The sequence below is a fragment of the Micromonospora sp. L5 genome (genome assembly GCF_000177655.2).
In the GTDB taxonomy this organism is placed as follows: domain Bacteria; phylum Actinomycetota; class Actinomycetes; order Mycobacteriales; family Micromonosporaceae; genus Micromonospora; species Micromonospora aurantiaca.
This window is the reverse complement of record NC_014815.1, coordinates 4,747,737-4,765,210: the sequence shown is the minus strand read 5'-3', so window position 1 is coordinate 4,765,210 and position 17,474 is coordinate 4,747,737. Positions and strand designations below refer to the sequence as shown.

Here is a 17,474-nt window from a genome sequence, read left to right as displayed (position 1 = left end):
TCTGCGTCAATTGAGTAGACACGCAAGGCATGTGTGTCTACTCGATAGACTCGGCGCACCATGGCCGCCCCTCCGCCTTATCGCCACACCGCGCGCCGGCACCTGCGTGACACGGTCATCACGGCCGGCCGCGACCTGGCGATCGACCGCGGCTGGGACGCGGTACGAATGGCCGACGTGGCGGCCCGCGTGGGCGTGAGCAGGCAGACGCTCTACAACGAGTTCACCAACAAGGCCGGCCTGGGCGAAGCCATCGCACACCGCGAGATCGACCGGTTCATGGACGGTGTGCGGGAGGCGTTGTCCGCCCACGGCAGCGACGTGCGAGCCGCCGTCCATGCCGCGGTGACGTTCGTGTTGACGCAGGCCGGCACCGACCCGCTGGTCAAAGCCGTCCTCAACAGTGCCCGGGGCACCGACGCCCTGCTCCCCTACCTGACCACCCGCGCCGACCTGGCCCTGGCCGCCGCCGTCACGGTGCTGAGGGAGTGGGCGGACACGCACCTGCCCCGGGTGCCTCCCGATGAAGTCACCGTCGGCGCCGAATCCCTCGCACGACTGGTCGTCAGCCACATCGTGCTGCCGACGGCGCCCGTCGACAACACCGCCGACACCCTCGCCGAACTGGCACAACGCTTCCTGGACCCGCCGCGCGCGTGAACGAGCGCATCAGCTGGGATGCGGGCGTCGGCCGGGTGCGTACAGCGGCGGACGACCGGACGTGCCCGAGGGCCTCCTCGGCCGGGTCCGGCCGCCACGGCGGGGCGGGGCGGCGGTCGCCACCCCGCCCGGACGCGACTCGCCCCCTTCAGGTCACCGGGCCCGCCGGTCGATCGGCGCCGAAGTACTCGGGCCGGCTCACCCATGCCTCACTGACGAACATGACGCCGGGCCGGTGGGCCAGGATGTCGCGCAGGCCGACGACGACCGGCTCGGCCCGCTCGATCGGCAGCACGGCGATCACCATGACGAGTCCGGCCCGGTCGTTGAAGAGCAGCCGGCCCTCGTGGGTGCCGTGGTGGCCGAAGCCGGAGACCCCGCTGAGGCTGGTCCAACCGCTCACGCCGGAGGCGTGCAGCAGCGTCCGGACGGCGTCGACGTCGTCGGCGCGGGTCACGACCTCCACCTTGACCATGCGCGTCAGTCCGAGCTCGTTCATACGCTGTACTCCTTCTCTGGGCCGAGGGCCGGGAGCGGCGTGGTGCGCCGGGATCCGCCCGGGTCACTCCATTCGCCGGTACGGGGGTCGATGACGGTCAGGGACATCCAGCCGCCGTCGATCAGCTGGCGCAGGGCCGGGTTGCGGCCGAGCACGGTGTCGACGAGGTGGTGCGGGGCGTGGACCACGGCGAGCAGCCGCAGCGGGTCGTGCGCCGGCCGTGTCCCGTCGTCGACGGACTGCAGCGGCAGCCCGACACGCAGGTCGCCACCGGATCCGGAGAGGACGCCGAGCGCGTCGCCGAGGACGGTGTGCACGGTCTTGGTGCCGGCACCGAGGCGGTGCGGATCCACCGTGGAGAAGTAGTACTGGAGGTTGATCCAGGACGCCACGACGAGCGGGCCCGTCATGATCGTCTCCAGCGCGACCGCGTCCGGATCCGCGGTCCAGTCGTAGGAGTGCAGGAACGTGCGGCAGCCGAGATCGCGCCCGGCGCTCAGCTCGCGCGGCGCGGCGATGAACGCGGCGTTGCCGGCCAGCGCCCACTCCGGCCGCACCTGGGCCCAGTCCGAGGCGCGGCCGGGCAGGTGGCGGGAGCCCGGCCGGCCGGGCAGCCGGGTGGCCCGTTCCGCGCGCAGACCCGCTCCCGCCTCGGCGAGCCGGCGCGTCAGGTCGTCGACGTGCGGGCGCAGCCGGACGGGGACGGTGTCGACATCGAACAGGCGCACCTCGTCGGTGACGGTGTCGTGCTCGCCGGCCAGGACGTGGGTGTCGGCGGGCAGGTGGATCCCCCGGGCGACCAGCGCCTCGCGGATCTCGGGCCGGTTGAGCAGCGCGGCGACCAGCCGGGCGCTGACCCCGCCCCGGTTGCCGCCGCAGGCGCCGCAGTCGAGCGCGGCCGCGTAGGGGTTGTTGGTGCTGGTGGCCCCGTGCCCGCAGAGCAGCACCAGCGGGGCGAAGCCGGTCGTCAGCCCGACGGTGCGCAGCGTCGCCTCCGCGTAGTAGACCTGCTCGTCGAGGGTCAGGGCGGCGGCGAGGTCGGCCACCGGCGGCGCGGTGTCGTCGGCGGGTGGCGCGAACCGGCCCGGCGCCACGGCGCGCACCGCCAGGGCGGCGGTGGCGAGCACGCCGGCGACCTCCACGAAGGCGAACGCGCCGACCGGGTCGGCCTTGGCCGAGGCGAACGCCCGGCGCCACGCCTGCCGGGCCCGCCGGCGGCGTACCCGCGTGGCGTCGGCGGTCTCCCCGACGGTGGCCACCGGTCGCATGAGCACCGGGCAGCGGTCCCGGCCCCGGGCGGCATCGGCCGCCACGGTGCGCACGGGTAGGCCGAAGAAGCCGGCGAAGCCGTAGGTGTCCACCGGCCCGGCCGCCTCCAGGTGCCGGCGCAGGCCCTCGCTGCGCACGTCGATGCAGAACACCGCCTGGGCGAGCGGGGTGACGCGGGCGGCGCGGCGTGGGCGCGGCCGCGCCCCGTGTTCCAGCCGGTTCCGCAGCCGACGCCGGTATGCGTGCTCCGCGGCGGCGAGCCACACCTCGGCCTGCCGCGCCGGGGACAGCTCGGCCATAACGTCGCGCACCACCGCCACCGTCTCCTCGGGCAGCAGCGCCAGGGCCGGCGCGTCGACGCCGAGCGCCGCGACCAGCCGGGCGAGAGCCGCCGGCTCGTCCGTCCCCGGCGCACCGGCGGCCGGTACGGTCTCCGCCGTCCCGGCGGTGGGCGTCGACACGGCGGTCGGCGTCGCGGCGGTGGGGGTCGTCGCGGCGGTCACCGCTTGGAGCGTCGGCGGGACGCCGAGGTGGCGGTGGGTGGCGGTGCCGGCCAGCGCCAGCTCGTAGCTGAGCCGGACCGCGAGCAGGTCCAGCGGGGTCAGGTCCGGTCGCTCACCGGGACGCGTCTGAGACCAGCGGGCGTAGCCGGCCCAGCCCGGCAACCGGAGCAGGGACCGGGTGAGATACGCCGGCCAGGCCGCCGGCGCCACGCCGAGGGCGCGCAGGAGCAGGGCGACTGCCCGCTCGGGCTCGGCGGGCAGCGCGGCGACGAGTGCCCGCAGGCCGCTGACGCCCGCGCGGTCGACGCCGGCCACCCGCCGCCAGCGCGCCCAGCAGCTCTCGTCGGCCGGGCCGGGAACCGGCCAGCGGGCGGCCGGACGGCCGCAGTGCGCCGCGCACCAGCCGGCCACCAGCTCGTCGACGTCGGCGCCGATCCGGGTACCCAGGACCCGGTCGAGCAACTCGGCCAGGGTGAGCGGGTCCGGGTCGGCCTCGACGGCGGGCCGGGTCACCGCGAGCCGGCGCCGCGCCACGGCGAGCAGGTCGGGTGGCGGGGGCGGTCCGTCGTGCACCGGGTGGGCCAGTGCAGCGACCTGGAGGTCCGCGGCCGTGATCGACCGTCCGCCGAGCGTGACCGGCGCCGAGGCCGCCGGGGGGAGCACCGCGGTCAGGTCGGCCGGCTCGATCTCGCCGTCGCGCAGCCGCCGCCGGTACTCGTCGGCCGGCAGGTGGGTCCGCGCGCCGCCGAGCGCCCGCAGCTCGGCAGTGGCCCGCGCGAACGGCACCCGCTCCCGGCCGGCGAGCGGGTTGACCGCCACGAACGTGTCCAGCGGCCAGACCGCGGCGACGTGGTCACCGGCAGCGGCCAGCGCGGCGACGACCCGGGCGGCGTCCGACCGGTCGGACGCGTCGCGGCGGCGTACGGCGGTCACGGCCCAGGCGGCCGGCTCCCCCGCCGCCACGCCGGCGGAGCGGCGCCACCACGCGCCGGCGCCGTCACGCCAGGCCCACCACCACAGCGCGGCGCCGTGCCGGCGCACCAGGAACGCGCCGGCGACGGCCACCAGGGCCAGCGTGACCGCCGCGACGCCCACCCCGGCGTCCGTCACCGAGGTCGGCAGCCCCAGCCACCGGGCGACGGCCCGACCGGCGACCAGGTAGCCGCCGGCCAGCGCGCCCGCCGCGAGGGTGATCGCGACGGCGGTCCGCGCCGGCACCTCGCGGTCCGCGAGCGCCGACCGCACCGCGGTCAGCGCGGCCGCACCGGCCAGGACGGCGCTGAGCAGGCCGCTCGGGCCTGCGCCGAGCGACAGCTCGGTGAGCGCCACGGCGGCGAGCACCGCCGCGCCGGCCAGCGCCACGGTCCGGGTCCGGGGCGGGCCGACCGGGCGGGGCGCGGCCGCGGTCCGCGCCTGGGCCTGGAGCGCGCCGCCGGCGGACAGGAACGCGTACGCCTTGTAGACCGCGTGCCCGACCAGGTGCACGGCGGCCAGGCCGAACGCGCCGAGCCCGCACTGGGCGAGCATGAAGCCCATCTGCGCGACAGTGGACCGGGCGAGGGTGCCCTTGACGTCGGTGCGCACCGCGGCGAACACCGTCCCGGACACCGCGGTCACGAGGCCGGTCAGCACCATCGCCGGCATTACGCCGGGTGCGGCGACCACCACCGGCGCCAGTGTGATCATCAGGAAGCCGGCGACGTTGACCATGCCTGCGTGCAGGAAGGCGGAGACCGGGGTCGGGGCGTCCAGGGTGTACGGCAGCCAGCGGTGCGCCGGCACCTGGGCCGATCGCACCGCGCCGGCCACCAGCAGCAGCCCGCCGGCGGCGGCCAGGAGCCAGCCGGGCCGGTCGCCGGCGGCCGCCCGGACCGCGTCCAGGTCGGCGTCGCCCGTCGGCGCGACCAGCAGCGCCAGGCCGGCGACCAGGGCCACGTCGCCGACGAGGAACACCGCCCGGGTACGGCGCACCGCCGCCCGTACCCGGGGCTGCTCCCGGTAGTAGCCGATGAGCCCGATGAGCAGGTGCCCGGCCGCGATCCAGCCGACGGCCAGTTGCACGAGGCTGGGCGCGGTGGTCATCACCAGGGTCGCCGTGGTGGCCGCCGCGATCCGGGCCTGCAGGGCGCGGGCGCCCGGCTCGCCGTCGAGATAGCGGCGCGCGTAGCCGGCGACGACGGCGGCCAGCCCGCAGACGAGGAGCGCGAACAGCGCGGTGAACCGGTCGAGCCGGATCCCCACGGAGAACGCCGGCCCGGGTGGGTCGAGCCGGAGCAGGAGCGCCGGGACCACCGGGTCGTACGCGACCCGGGCCAGCAGCGCGGCGGCCGCGGCGGCGGTGAGAGCGAGCAGCGCCCCCACCACCCGGGCGGCTCGACGGGGATCGGGTACCGCCAGCGCGCACAGCGCCGCCGATGCGGGCCCGGCCAGGACTCCCAGAACCAGTGCGACGGACATCGTCACCTCCTCAGACACGCGCACTGTATTACACGATTCGTAATTCGTGTATCGTGAGACGCACGACAGTGGCTCGGCACGAGGAGGAGCGATGGACGCGACCGGATCCCCGTCGCAGGTGTGGCAGACCAGCCCGAGCTTCGCCCTCGCCCGGCTACGCGCCGGGCACCACCGGTTCCGGGCCGGCGGCCTTCCCGTCCCGTCGGCCGGCGCGACACCGGTGGCCGCGGTCCTGTCGTGCGCCGACCCGCAGCCCGAGGCCGTGACCGTGTTCGGCGGCGTCGACGTCTACGCGGTCCGCACCGCCGGCCTGCAGGTCGGCCCGGCCGCACTGGGCAGTCTGGAGTACGCGGTCGCGCGCCTCGGCGCACCCCTGCTGGTCGTGCTGGGCCACGCCTCCTGCTCCCTGGCGGGCGGCAGCGGGCCGGACCGGGTACGCGCCACGCTCACCGCCCTGCGCCGCCGGTCCCCCCTGCTCGACCAGGCCGTCCGCTCCGGCCGCTGCGGCATCCACGGCATGATCTGGCACGACGCGGACCGCCTCCTCAACGAGGTGCGGCCCGCGCTGCCACCGCCGGCCCGGCGGGCCTGCCGCCTGCGGCCACCGAACAACGCGTCGATGCGGTCGCACTGAGTGGGGCGACGCCTCATCAGGGGTTGCACACCGGGCACGCACCGGGGTCCGCGGCGCCGCCCACGGGCCGGCGCGAGCGGTACGCGCACCTGCCGCATCCCGAGACCAGCAGCGCGTCGTGGGCGGTGGGCGTGCCGCAGTCGCGGCAGGGCAGTCCCGGCTCGGTGCCGACCAGGCCGAATCCCGGCGCCGCACAGGCGGGACAGGGCGTGGCGAGACGCCGGGCCAACCGGTCGGCGGCGGCGGCGATGACCCGCATCCGGGTCGGATTGACGTGGGCCCGCAGGTCCGCGCCGAGCACGGCGGTGCCGTCGGCGGAGTCGAGGGCGGCCCGCCGGACGGCGACGAGGACGTCGGCGAGCCGGCGGAGTCCCTTGACCGGCCGACCGGGCCCGGCCGCGGGCCGGACGACGACCGCGTGGTGCGGGAACCCGGCCCGGCGCAGGAACGCGAGCACGGCGCCGCGGTCCCGACCGTCGGTGACCACCTGGCCGTGGTTGGTCTCGACGCTCAGAGCGCTCTCCACCAGGGTCAGACCCGACCGGTCGTCGACGAGCGCCACGTACTCCACGTCGGCAGGAGTCCAGGGAGCCGCCGGGTGCGGGCCGAACGCCCCTTCGCTGGCCAGCCCGACCACGGACCCGGTCGCGGCCATCCCGAGCCGGGCCTTGCGCACCACGGTCTCCCGCGCCGAGCCGACCCGCCGCACCTCGCCGGTGAACGTACCGAGCGCGTCGGTGTCCACCGGCGCCACCCGCACACTCATCCCGAGCCGTCGGCGCAGCAGCGGACGCAGCGCCCACTGTTTGCCGTGCATGGTGGCCAGGCAGGCCACCACGCCATGGAACGGTGACGCCTCCACACCACCGATCCTACCCGAGATAAGAAGTAGGATTCCGGAATTCGGTTACGTATCGGAGCGGTCGCCCGGGCTGTGGTGTCATCGTGGTGACGTAGCGGTACCGGTCGCCGGCGGCGCCCGGGTGGTCGAGGTCGATCGGGATCCGCTGAGCCGTTTTCATCCTGATCTTGCAGGTCAGCGTGGGTAGGCGGGGGCCGTAGATCGATGAGGGCGAGGCTCCAGGTAAGACAGCAAATCGACCAAAACCCGATGCCCCAACACGGGAGCCTCGCCTGTGCTGTCTTACCCGTCCACGATCTCGTTGTCCAGCCGGACCCTGAACCACCTCGCTGACCGTATCCGCCACCACCGTGACCAGCGTCGATCCAGGTGGCGGCGCCTCGACGCGGGACGGCAGGCACTGCTCGCTCTGGCTCACCTGCGCAACGGTGATACCTACACCCGGCTGGCCGCCGGGTTCGCCGTCGGCGTGAGTACCGCTTGGCGGTACGTGCAGGAAGCGATAGCCCTGCTCGCGATGGCCGCGAACGACCTGGCCACCCCCATCAACCGGATCCGCCGGCTGGCGTACGCGATCCTGGATGGCACCCTGATCCCGATCGACCGGGTCGCCGACCAGCGGCCGTACTACTCGGGGAAGCACAAGCGCCACGGCGTGAACGTGCAGGTCATCGCCGACGCGGCGGGCCGCCTCGTTTGGGCTTCGCCGGCGCTGCCCGGCTCTGTCCACGACCTGACCGCGGCCCGGACCCACGGCATCATCGAGGCGCTGACCAGCGCAGAGGTGACGACCTTCGCGGACAAGGGCTATCAGGGAGCCGGCGGGAGCGTGCGCACGCCGTTCAAGCGGCGCCGCTTCCGGCCCAAGCTGTCACGCCGACAGAAGGCCGTGAACCGGGCCCACGCGAAGATCCGCGCCCGCGGCGAACGGGCGATCGCCACACTCAAGACCTGGAAGATCCTGGTCAAGCTGCGCTGCTGCCCACGGCGGGCGACCACGATCGTGCAGGCCATCCTCGTTCTGCACCACGTCGAAGCCAACCGCTACGCAGGATGAAAAAGGCTCACTGGGCGTCGGCCGCCCCGCAGGTCCGGAAAAGGCCGGCGTAGCAGTCGCCGTTGTTGCAGTCCGGAGTGCCGGCGTCGGATCCTCGGCCCGCACCGGCGCGGCGGCGGTGACGATGCCGATCCGGGTCCGGCCGGGGCCACCGGCCAGCCGCATGAGAATCAGGTGATCCTGCGCGACCAGGGGCCGGTCCGACATCCGCTCATGTCCGGTCCTCGTAGCGCTTCCCTGACCGGTGCGGACGCCTTGACCGCCGGCGTTCTCGCCCTCGCCGCCTGCGGCGCCGCGGCGCGGGTATCGGCCGCTCGGCGTGGTCAGAGGCCGGCGGCGGCGTCGTACCGGCGCCGCAGGTCGGCCATCTCCGACGGGGGCAACGCCTCCCTGAGTGCCAGGACCTCGTACTTGTCGGGGAACATCTCCCGTAGCCGGTCGACGAACCTGACGTCGGCGGTCGCCTCGACCACCTTGATGCCGGGAGGCTGGGTGGTCATGTCCATGATCACCGGGCCGACGAGTTTGACCGCCCCGTCCCAGTGGCGCTTCTGTTCGGCGACGCCGCAGAGGTGGAAGCCGTAGACCGTCCGGACGTCGGCCAGGGTGGCGGCCCCGGTGGGCTCGTGGCCGTAGACATGGACTCCGCAGACGACCGCCGGCGCGGCCTGCTCTCCGGCCGGCACCTGCGGGGCGGTGTGCCCGGCGTGCTGGTGATGTGCCGGGTCCGCCTGCTCGAGGGTCGTACGCATCCGGGCCAGGATCTGCCGGCGGAGATCTGCCGGGTCCGTCCTCGGGGTGGTCGAGGTGACCACGGCGGCCACACCGATCGACGCGGCCAGCAGGCACACCTCGATCCACACGACGCGGCTCCGGTACCAGCCGCCGACGCCTACCCGGGAAGTCATGATCGTTCTTCACCTCGTCGCGGTTCCTGATGGTGGCGGAGGGCACCGACGGTGGGGTGGCGCGTGCCGCGCCACCCCACCGCAGATGCTGTTACCGAGCGGTGCAGGTGAGGGTGGGTGTGGAGTTGGTGCCGTTCCAGGAGGCGTTGAAGCCGAAGCTGGTGGAGCCGTTGGCGCTCAGGGAACCGTTGTAACCGACGTTCGACGCGGTGACCGACGAACCGCTCGAGGTGACCGTCGCGTTCCAGGCGTTGGTGATGCTCTGGCCGTTGGGCCAGGTCCATGCCACCGTCCATCCGGAGATGGCGGCGTTGCCGGCCCGGACGGTGACCTCGGCGCCGAATCCACCGGACCACTCGTTGGTCTTGCGGTAGGTGGCGGTGCAGGCACCGTTTCCGGCCGGCGGCGGCGTGGTGGGCGGCGGAGTCGTCGGCGGCGGGGTGGTGGGCGGCGGCGTGGTGGGCGGCGGGGTCGTCGGCGGCGGGTTGCCGCCGCCGCCGAAGATCACGTCACTGCAGAGGTAGTACGGCTGGTCGAGGTGGGACGCCTGCCAGATGGTGTAGACGACGTGCCGCCCGGTGCGGTTGCCCGCGTTCACCTGCGCCTCGTAGAGCCCGGTGGTCGGGTAGCTGCCGGTGCGGAGCACCAGTTCCAGGCTGTTCCAGGTGAGGGGCTGGGTGGTCGGGTCGAAACCCTGCTTCGTGATGTAGATCAACATGTAGTCGGCGCCGTGCTTGGCGCCGTCGGTCAGCGTGAGGGTGAAGTTGTTCGGCATCGGCTTCGCGGTCCACGCGCCGACCGCGTCGAGCGAGGCGTACAGGCCGCCCTGGGTGCGACCGCCGCTGCACAGCTGTCCGTCCGGCACGGCGGCCTGGTGGTTGCCGCCGACGTTCTCGCGGTACAGGCCGTTCCAGTTCCACATGGTGTTCGGGTTGGCCTGCCACGCCTGCCAGCACATCGGGTCGGTCTGGGCCATGGCGGGGTTGAGGTGATCGGAACCCCAGCGCTCCCAGCATCCGTAGTTGCGTGTCGGCGGGTTGGTGACCGATCCGTGCGCCGAGGCCGGATCGGCCTGGTTGACGACGACCATCGTGAACGAGGCGAGGAGAACTGCGACCGCGCCCAGTCCCAGACGGCGTCCTGTCCGTGAGATTTTCATGATGCTCCAGTGGATGCGCCGGCGCCCAGTGGCCCTCGCTGGGTGCCCACCCCGGAGAAGGTGACGCCGATCGATTCAAGCCGTCCCAGGGGTGGACGGCACTGCTGCCCAGCAGCGCATGGCGACTCCCAGCCACGATGTTAGTAAAGACGGCTGTCAATGTAAATCGATACCGGCTTATCGGGTCAGACGACGGTCACGATCACTTTCCCGAGGGCTCGGCCCTCTCCGACGTGGGCCAACGCCTCGGGCACCTCATCGAGGGTGAAGGTCCGGTCGATGTGGATGGTGAGGTCACCCGTGGCGCAGAGGTCGGCCATCGGTTCGAAATGCGTCGGCCCTTCCTTGACAGCGAGCACACCCAGGCGGCGGCGGGTGAGCCGGCCGGCCGCGGCACCGATCGTCAGTACGCGGAGCAGCGCCGGGACCGAGCCGCCGACGCACCGGTAACGGCCGCCGGGGGCCAGTGCCCGGCGGTAGTCGAACACCGACCGGTGCGCGACCAGGTCGAGGATGAGGTCGTACGGGCCGCTGCGGGTGAAGTCCTGGCTGCGGTAGTCGATCACCTCGTCCGCGCCGACCGATCGCATGAAGTCGAGCTTGCCGGCGTTGTCGACGCCGGTCACCTCGGCGCCGAACCGCTTGGCGACCTGAATGGCGAATGAGCCCGATCCGCCGCCGGCACCGTTGATCAGAACCCGTTTTCCGGCTGCCGCGCCTTGAGTCCCTTGCCATGCGATGACTCCCGCCTGCGGAATCGCGGAGGCCTCGGCGTAGGTCAGGGCGGCGGGCTTGTGGGCCAGAACCGGCTCGGGAGCGATCGCGTACTCGGCGAAGCCGCCCTTGAGCATGAGGTTGTCACCGTACACCGCGTCACCGGGCCGGAACCGGGTGACCGCCGGGCCGACCGCATCGACCCGGCCTGCGATGTCCGAACCGAGTGTCCGGCGTGCCGGTGAGCGCAGCCCACCGATGCGCGAATACAGCGGCGAGCCGCGCAGGGTCTCCCAGTCGCTCAGGTTGACCGAGGTCGCTGCGATCTTGACGAGCACCTGCCGGCCGGTGGGAGACGGCTTGGAGACGTCCTCGATCCGTAGCACATCCGGCGACCCGTACCGGTCGTACACAACCGCTCTCATCCACGCACCCCTAGCCCTTCACCCAGGCGCTCCGGCCGCACTATGCCCACGGCCGGCAGGCAACGGCCTCTTGGTAGCAGACAGAGACAAGGGACCAACCGCCTCCGAGTGGGGGACGTTGCGCACGGATCAGAGCGTCGCCAGCACCCCGGCCAGAACGACCAGGCAGCAACCGATCTCGATCATCCCGACCTGCACAGGGCGGAGCCGGCGTGCCGGCAGCAGCGCGGCCCGGAGCAGGAGCAGCAGGAAGACCGGACCGAGCAGCACATCCAGCAGCCAGACCACGGCGGCCAGGGCGAGCACGTGGTATCCGACGGAGAGACGGAGGAAGCGGCTGTCACCGCGTTGGCGGATCATCGTCTTGACATAGAGGACGGTGCCGAACAAGTAGAGCAGGAGCACTGCGAAGGCCGGGGTGACCCGGGTGACGGACACACCGGCGATGGTCGCCGCGACGAAGACCAGCAGGCAGCTCTGCGCCACCGAGGCCAAGTCGTTGAGCAGGGCCCGTTCCCGGCGACGCCAGGCGTATCCGGCGTTGACCGCCAGCAGCGCGGCGTAGCCCGGGGCGTACCAGAGGACAGCGGGCCGGGCGAGCGCCACAGTCGCCGCGAGCGGCGCCGCCAACAGGCCGTACACCAGCAGCTGGGGGGTGAAGCGGCTCGGCCGACGGCTCTTGATCGCCTGGAAGGCGTAATACGACAGCAGGTAGCCGGTCAGCCAGGCGCCGAGCAGCGGCAGGTGCGGCCAGCGCGGGCCGGCCAAGGCCACCCCCACGGTGTACGGCAGCAGGAGCATCGCCCACGCGCCGTGCTGGGGTGGGACGAACTGCCGCACGCGGCGGCGGCGCGTTACCGGGCGGTCGGCTACGACAGCGGTGTTCATGGTGGTCACCGGACCTCGAACAGGCCACGGGCGCCGCGCTCGGCGTCGACCATGGCGTGGCTGACGAACGGGTAGTGCCCGGCTGCGGGGAAGACCGTCTCCACGAAGCCGCCGCCGGCCGGGGTGAGGGACAGCACCTGTGCTCCACCGGGGTCGGTCGGCCGGTTCTCCCAGTGCCCCTCCCGGTAGACGGTGTCGAACTGGGCGCCGACGATGTGGAACGAGCTGTCTCGGTTGGGGCCGGCGTCGAGCAACCAGACCCGGACCCGTTCACCGGCCCGGGCGGGCAGCGGACGGTGCGCGTACTGGGCGGGGTAGCCGTTGAAGACGACGGCGTCGGGGCGCTCCGCCTGCATCGCGGCCAGGTCGCCGGGCTCGCCGTCCGGGCCGAGGTAGAACTCGGACTGGACGAGCACGTACTCGCGATCGACGCGGGGCAGGTCGGGCGGGTCGACGATGACCGCACCGTACATCCCGTTGCCGATGTGGTGCAGCATCGGCATGGTCGAGCAGTGGTACATCCAGATGCCGGCGCGGGTCGCGGTGAACCGGTAGGTCAGCCGCTGCCCGGGGTCGATCGGGCGCATCACCTCGTCCGGGGCGACGGCACCGGCGTGGAAGTCGATGCCGTGGTCCAGGGTGCCGTCGTTGACCAGGGTGATCTCGAAGGTGTCGCCGACCCGGCCGCGCAACACCGGGCCGGGCACGGTTCCGTCGAAGGTCCACAGCCGCTGCCGTACCCCGGGCGCGACCTCCCGGACGACTTCCCGGACGTGCAGCTCACGCCGGTGCAGCCGGCCGGGCGGCGCGGGCGGCGCGGTGGCGTCCCGGGCGACGAAGGCCGCGCCAGGGTCGGCCATGGCATCGAGGCGCGGCCTCGTCCCCTCCGTCGCCACGGCCGTCCCTGTCGGAGCGGTCACCGTGGCCCCCGTCGGGACGATCCGCAGTGTCATGCCGGCCTGCCGGTGGGCGGGCAGGGAGCACCAGCCCTCCACCGTCGCCCCGATCACGCCGGCGTCCAGCCGGGCGTCGCCGCCCCGCGTCAGCAGCGGTGTCCTCGCCCCGGAGGCCAGGACGAGGTCGTGGCGGCGGTTGTCCCGGTTGGTCAGCTCGATGACCAGTCGATCACCCCGGGGCACGTCGATCCGGTCGGGGTGGAAACGCATGCCGTCGGCGACCACTGTGACCGTGGTGGTGTGCCCGGTCGGGGTGACGGCGGTGGCGGCGGCGGGGACGGGTGCGTCACCGGAGACGCGTTGGGCGGCGACCCCGACGAGGACGGCGACGAGGACGAGGGCGAGACCCACGGCTGCTCCGCCGAGCGGGCGGGGCACGGGGGCGTCGGTGCGCGCGGACACGGGTTACCTCCGGGCGGTGAGCAGGACCCGCACGGCCGGCACGAGGAACTGCACCAGCGCGGCGAGGACCAGCAGTGAGGTGGTGATGCGGACGAACGGCGGGGTGGGCAGGACGAGGACCAGCAGGGCGGCGTTGGTCATCGCGACGCGCTGCGGGCCGTGCCGCTCCAGCAGGACGGTGCGGCGGCGCACCGGCGCGGGTCCGCCGCCGAGCACCACGGGCAGCAGGTGGGTCAGGGCTCCGACGAGGACCTGGGCGACGAAGCCGACCAGCAGCGGGAGCAGCACCGCACCGAAGCGGTCGGCCGCGCCGGCCGGGTCCGCAGCGGGCAGCAGCGTCGCGGCGTCCACGGCGAGAGCGACCATCAGCCAGCCGCCGGCCGCGGCGAGCGACCAGGACGCGAACGCGTACGGGGGGCGGGTGCGCGCGACGGCCAGCGCGGGGCGCAGGGCGATCAGCGCGCCGAGGGCGAACAGGCTCAGCCCGGCCGCGGCGACGACCCGCCACCAGGCGAGCAGGCCGACGCCCAGCAGGAGCAGTCCGGTCGTCGCCACCGGCAGCGCGACGGTGGCGGCGCGGACCGCACCGTCGGCCATCCGGGTACGCAGCACGGTGGGCCAGAGTGTCAGCAGCGTCCCGAGGACGGTCAGCGTCACCCAGCCGAGCAGGTTCACGTGCGCGTGGAACAGCAGCAGCCGGGGGCGCAGCGGGTCGTCGATCACCAGCATCCCGGCGCCGACCGGCACGCCGGCGAGCAGGGCCACGGTCGCCGCCAGGTAGTAGCGGACCGTGACGGAGAACCGGGCCGGCAGGGCGCGGCGCAGCCGGCGGGTGAGCGCGACGAGGTGGGCGGTCACCGCGACGAAGACCAGCGTAGCGCCCGCCACGCCCAGCCAGGGGCGGTCGGCCGTGCCGCCGGTCAGGACCGCCAGCACGCCCACGTTGAGCGCGGCCAGCCGGGCCGCCTCGGCGCGGCGGCGGTCCGGGGCGGGGGCACGCAGCACGGCGGCGGCGAAGTGGGCGCTCCACACCACGACGGCGTTGCTGACCGCACCGAGCAGCAGCAGGTGGATGGCCGTCCAGCGCCACGCCGGGAGGAACGGATGGACGAAGGCGAGCACGACCAGCCCGGCCAGGTAGGCCAACGGCAGCGCAGCGACCCGGCGGTGCCAGCCGGCCCGCCCAAGGCCCGCCGCCACGGCCGGAGCGGTCACCGGGCCGGGGGCCGGGGCGGCGGCACCGGCCGACGCGACTGCCGAGACGGTCGGCCCGGCCCCCGGGCCCGAGGGCGCGGTCGGGGCGGAGTCGCCGCGGGTGCCGGCCATCACCGCACCGCCGGCACGACCGGCGGGACGACCGACGTCCGGGTCCGCCGCCGGGCGGCGCGGACCAACGCGGCCACCACTGCGCCGACGAAAACGAGCACCGCCAGGACGTTGCCGACGCCGCCCCAGCGCCACCCGGCCGGCACGCCGAGCACGTCGCCGACCAGGACCCGGATCGTCAGGGTGGTGTGCAGCAGGGCGAGCGGGGCGTACAGCCACGGCCCGTAGGGCAGTGGGCGGCGAAGCACCGCCGGCAGGATCACCGGAGCGTGCGCGAAGATCATCGACATGGTGAAGCCCAGGAAGACCAGGTGCAGGGTGGCGTCGTAGCGGGGGCCGCCGGTGACCGGCCCGGCGCCGGCCCACAGCAGGCCGGCCAGCGCCAGCCAGGCGTACCCGGTGAGCAGGCCGACCGCGACGTAGCGGGGCAGGCCGACGGCGCGCACCGTGCGGCGGGCGACGTCGCAGACCACCAGCCAGGCCACCGTCGCGAGCAGGCCGACCCCGAAGAGGTACGCCCCGACGGCCGGCCAGAGCGCGGTGGCGGTGGCGCCGGCGGTCAGCATGCCGAGGGCGGCGAGGAACCAGCCGACGCCGTGCCGGGGCAGCGTGAGGTGAGCGAGTTCCAGACGCTCCCCGGCGATGGTGGCCACCACGAAGGTAGCCAGCCAGGGCACGATCTCCGGCACGCTGAGGCCGGCGAGCCAGAGGAGGGTGGCGGCGTACCAGCTCAGCGCGCCGGTGACCTGGGCCAGCAGCGCCGGGCCGGGCTGCCGCCACCACAGCCGCTGGTAGATCAGCAGCAGCAGCACCGAGGCGAGCATGAGCAGCAGCCGGCCGGGCAGGCTCGGCCCGGTCAGCACCAGCAGCACCGCTCCGGCGCCGGAGCAGGCGGGCGCGAGCAGGGCCCACCGGGTGCCGAGGGCCACCGCGCGTTCCAGCGCCACCAGGGTGCCGACGAAGCCCAGCACCATCAGCGGGCCGTGCACCTGCTCCAGTGGGACGTGAGGCGCGGGCACCGGCAGGCCGAGCAGCAGCAGGGCGGCGTAGAGACCGCTCACCAGGGCGAAGCCGCCCGCGGCGAGGACGGGGAGCCGCCACTGTACGGCGACCGGCCGTGGGTTCATGCCGGCTCTTCGGTGATATTCGGCAGGGCCAGCCGCACCACGCAGGCGTCGGGTGCGCCGAAGGGTTCGAGCACGGCGCCGGCCGGTGAGGCACCGGCGTGTTCGAGCGTGCCGCGGACCACGCCGACGTGCAGGGCGCAGATCGCGTCGGGGTTGCGGTTGACCAGCTCCAGGAAGGGACAGGTGTGCAGGTGGATCTCGGTCGCCCCGTCGGCCGTCCGGTGTCGGCGGGGACTGAAGCCCAGCCCGCGCAGGACGTCGAGCAGCGTATCGACCGGCTCCCTGCCGGGCGGGGTGGCGGCGGCGAGGTGGCGTCCCCAGTCCTGGCCGGCGCGGGTGGCCTCCGCCCGGACGTCTCCGTGGCCCCGCCGCGACAGGTGGTCGAGCAGGGCGGCGGCGAGTGCCCGGTACGGCGCGGGGGCCGGGGCCTCCGCGACGGCCACCCGGTAGCGCCACGCCGGCCGTCCGGGCTGGCCCCCACTGGCCCGCGCCTTGACCAGCAGTCCTGCGTCGACCAGGCGGTCGAGGTGGGCGCGGGCGGTGGACAGGTGCAGGCCCGTTCGCTCCCCCACCTCGGCGATCGTCATGCCGGCGCCGGCGGCGCGCACGAGCTCCAGGATCGAGGCCCGGCTGGCGGTGCCGAGAGCCCGGTGGCGCTGCGGGTCGATGGTCTCGCCGACCGGCCCTGTTCTCGGGGTTTCCACGTTAGATAACGTTACAACGTCGTTCAACCGCAAAACCCTGGAGGGTTCCATGTCCGCCTCACGCTCCCCGGCCGACCGCGAGGCCGCGCAGGCCGTCGTCCGGCACCACGCCCAGCTCGCCGCCGACCTCGACCGGCACGTCGGAAACCTGCTGACCGCGGCCGACCAGGGTGACGCCACCGGCGCGCTCCGGCACCGCGACGAACTGCTCCGATGGCTCCGCGACGAACTGCTGCCGCACGCGCACGCCGAGGAGGACTCCCTCTACGCCGCCGCCGGTGAGCGGGCCGAGGGTGCGCTGCTGGTCCGGGGCATGCTCGACGAGCACCAGGCGATCACCGGCCTGGTCGCCGAGCTGGAGACCGGCAACCGGCCGGTACGCCTCGCCGGCACCGCGCGCGCCCTCGCCGCGCTCTTCGCCGTCCACCTGGCCAAGGAGAACGACCTGGTCGTCCCGCTGCTGGTGGACGCGGCCGACGTCTCGCTGGCGAAGTTGCTGGAGGGGATGCACGATCTGCTCGGCTCCTCGGAAAGCTCGAATGGCGGCGGTTGCGGCGGGGGTGGCTGCGGCTGCGGTGGTGACCGGGCACCGGCCGACGCGCCGGCCCCGACCCTCACCATCGATCCCCGGCTGGACGTCCGGCAGCTCCCGCACGACCAGCGCCACGCGCGGGTGCTGGCGGCGCTGGAGGCGCTGCCGGCCGGTGGAGCGCTGGTGCTGGTCGCCCCGCACGCACCCCGCCCGCTGCTGGCCGAGGTCGCAGCCCGCTACGGCGACGGCATGACCAGCGAGTGGCTGCAGGACGGGCCGGACGTGTGGCAGATCCGGCTCTCCCGCCGGCCGGTGACGGTCTGAGCAGTCTGTCGGTGCCAGGGCGGTGGGGATCAGGGCCCGCCGTCCCGGCGTACCGGGCCGTCCGGCCC

General features: G+C 74.2%; 15 protein-coding genes. 4 read left to right on the top strand and 11 right to left on the bottom strand.

The features are described 5' to 3' along the window. The first annotated feature begins 60 nt into the window (after positions 1-60). Positions 61-660: a TetR/AcrR family transcriptional regulator gene (locus ML5_RS22285; RefSeq protein WP_013476261.1), complete on the top strand. Its 600-nt coding sequence runs from the start codon at positions 61-63 to the stop codon at positions 658-660. 148 nt (positions 661-808) lie between these two features. Here ML5_RS22285 and ML5_RS22280 read toward each other — a convergent pair whose 3' ends face one another. Then, a complete protein-coding gene (locus ML5_RS22280; protein ID WP_013476260.1) occupies positions 809-1,159 on the bottom strand; it encodes a DUF190 domain-containing protein in 351 nt (116 codons plus the stop codon). Continuing rightward, a complete protein-coding gene (locus tag ML5_RS22275; protein WP_013476259.1) occupies positions 1,156-5,388 on the bottom strand; it encodes a putative inorganic carbon transporter subunit DabA in 4,233 nt (1,410 codons plus the stop codon). The genes ML5_RS22280 and ML5_RS22275 overlap by 4 nt, the downstream gene beginning before the upstream one ends. 91 nt (positions 5,389-5,479) lie before the next feature. Here ML5_RS22275 and ML5_RS22270 point away from each other — a divergent pair, with 91 nt between their 5' ends. After that, positions 5,480-6,022, top strand: coding sequence for a carbonic anhydrase (locus tag ML5_RS22270; RefSeq protein ID WP_013287092.1), 543 nt, complete (start codon positions 5,480-5,482; stop codon positions 6,020-6,022). 16 nt (positions 6,023-6,038) lie between these two features. Here the strand turns inward: ML5_RS22270 and ML5_RS22265 are convergent, their stop codons facing one another. Beyond that, complete coding sequence (locus ML5_RS22265) at positions 6,039-6,884, bottom strand: DUF6671 family protein (RefSeq protein ID WP_013476258.1); 846 nt, start codon at positions 6,882-6,884, stop codon at positions 6,039-6,041. Between the two features lie 274 nt (positions 6,885-7,158). Between ML5_RS22265 and ML5_RS22260 the strand changes: the two genes are divergently transcribed. Then, positions 7,159-7,941, top strand: coding sequence for an IS5/IS1182 family transposase (locus ML5_RS22260; protein ID WP_013473820.1), 783 nt, complete (start codon positions 7,159-7,161; stop codon positions 7,939-7,941). Between the two features lie 323 nt (positions 7,942-8,264). On the opposite strand, the gene ML5_RS22255 is transcribed toward ML5_RS22260, so the two are convergent. The 8 genes from ML5_RS22255 to ML5_RS22220 form a co-directional block, all read right to left on the bottom strand. Then, positions 8,265-8,849 (bottom strand): hypothetical protein, encoded by a 585-nt coding sequence (locus ML5_RS22255; protein WP_013476257.1) that lies wholly within the window; start codon positions 8,847-8,849, stop codon positions 8,265-8,267. 91 nt (positions 8,850-8,940) lie between these two features. Then, on the bottom strand, positions 8,941-10,008 hold the full coding sequence (locus ML5_RS22250; protein WP_013476256.1) for a lytic polysaccharide monooxygenase: 1,068 nt from the start codon (positions 10,006-10,008) through the stop codon (positions 8,941-8,943). 185 nt (positions 10,009-10,193) lie between these two features. Next, complete coding sequence (locus ML5_RS22245; protein WP_236619269.1) at positions 10,194-11,060, bottom strand: NAD(P)-dependent alcohol dehydrogenase; 867 nt, start codon at positions 11,058-11,060, stop codon at positions 10,194-10,196. A gap of 216 nt (positions 11,061-11,276) precedes the next feature. Next, on the bottom strand, positions 11,277-12,035 hold the full coding sequence (locus ML5_RS22240) for a YwiC-like family protein (protein ID WP_013476254.1): 759 nt from the start codon (positions 12,033-12,035) through the stop codon (positions 11,277-11,279). Positions 12,036-12,040: 5 nt separating this feature from the next. Next, complete coding sequence (locus ML5_RS22235; protein WP_236619268.1) at positions 12,041-13,342, bottom strand: multicopper oxidase domain-containing protein; 1,302 nt, start codon at positions 13,340-13,342, stop codon at positions 12,041-12,043. 54 nt (positions 13,343-13,396) lie between these two features. Then, the gene (locus ML5_RS22230; protein ID WP_013476252.1) at positions 13,397-14,719 is read right to left on the bottom strand and encodes a hypothetical protein; all 1,323 of its coding nucleotides are present in this window, start codon (positions 14,717-14,719) and stop codon (positions 13,397-13,399) included. Continuing rightward, positions 14,719-15,846, bottom strand: coding sequence for a hypothetical protein (locus ML5_RS22225; protein ID WP_013476251.1), 1,128 nt, complete (start codon positions 15,844-15,846; stop codon positions 14,719-14,721). The genes ML5_RS22230 and ML5_RS22225 overlap by 1 nt, the downstream gene beginning before the upstream one ends. Further along, on the bottom strand, positions 15,843-16,601 hold the full coding sequence (locus ML5_RS22220) for a helix-turn-helix domain-containing protein (RefSeq protein ID WP_262420890.1): 759 nt from the start codon (positions 16,599-16,601) through the stop codon (positions 15,843-15,845). The genes ML5_RS22225 and ML5_RS22220 overlap by 4 nt, the downstream gene beginning before the upstream one ends. On the opposite strand from ML5_RS22220, the gene ML5_RS22215 reads away from it, so the two are divergent. Beyond that, positions 16,600-17,406 (top strand): DUF2249 domain-containing protein, encoded by an 807-nt coding sequence (locus tag ML5_RS22215; protein WP_013476250.1) that lies wholly within the window; start codon positions 16,600-16,602, stop codon positions 17,404-17,406. The two genes, ML5_RS22220 and ML5_RS22215, sit on opposite strands and share 2 nt — an antisense overlap. Positions 17,407-17,474: the final 68 nt, after the last annotated feature.

Coding starts and splice junctions, on each gene's coding strand:
- ML5_RS22285 (WP_013476261.1), top strand. CDS start 61: ATGGCCGCCCCTCCGCCTTATCGCCACACCGCGCGCCGGCACCTGCGT.
- ML5_RS22280 (WP_013476260.1), bottom strand. CDS start 1,159: ATGAACGAGCTCGGACTGACGCGCATGGTCAAGGTGGAGGTCGTGACC.
- ML5_RS22275 (WP_013476259.1), bottom strand. CDS start 5,388: ATGTCCGTCGCACTGGTTCTGGGAGTCCTGGCCGGGCCCGCATCGGCG.
- ML5_RS22270 (WP_013287092.1), top strand. CDS start 5,480: ATGGACGCGACCGGATCCCCGTCGCAGGTGTGGCAGACCAGCCCGAGC.
- ML5_RS22255 (WP_013476257.1), bottom strand. CDS start 8,849: ATGACTTCCCGGGTAGGCGTCGGCGGCTGGTACCGGAGCCGCGTCGTG.
- ML5_RS22250 (WP_013476256.1), bottom strand. CDS start 10,008: ATGAAAATCTCACGGACAGGACGCCGTCTGGGACTGGGCGCGGTCGCA.
- ML5_RS22240 (WP_013476254.1), bottom strand. CDS start 12,035: ATGAACACCGCTGTCGTAGCCGACCGCCCGGTAACGCGCCGCCGCCGC.
- ML5_RS22230 (WP_013476252.1), bottom strand. CDS start 14,719: ATGGCCGGCACCCGCGGCGACTCCGCCCCGACCGCGCCCTCGGGCCCG.
- ML5_RS22225 (WP_013476251.1), bottom strand. CDS start 15,846: ATGAACCCACGGCCGGTCGCCGTACAGTGGCGGCTCCCCGTCCTCGCC.
- ML5_RS22215 (WP_013476250.1), top strand. CDS start 16,600: ATGTCCGCCTCACGCTCCCCGGCCGACCGCGAGGCCGCGCAGGCCGTC.
- ML5_RS22220 (WP_262420890.1), bottom strand. CDS start 16,601: ATGGAACCCTCCAGGGTTTTGCGGTTGAACGACGTTGTAACGTTATCT.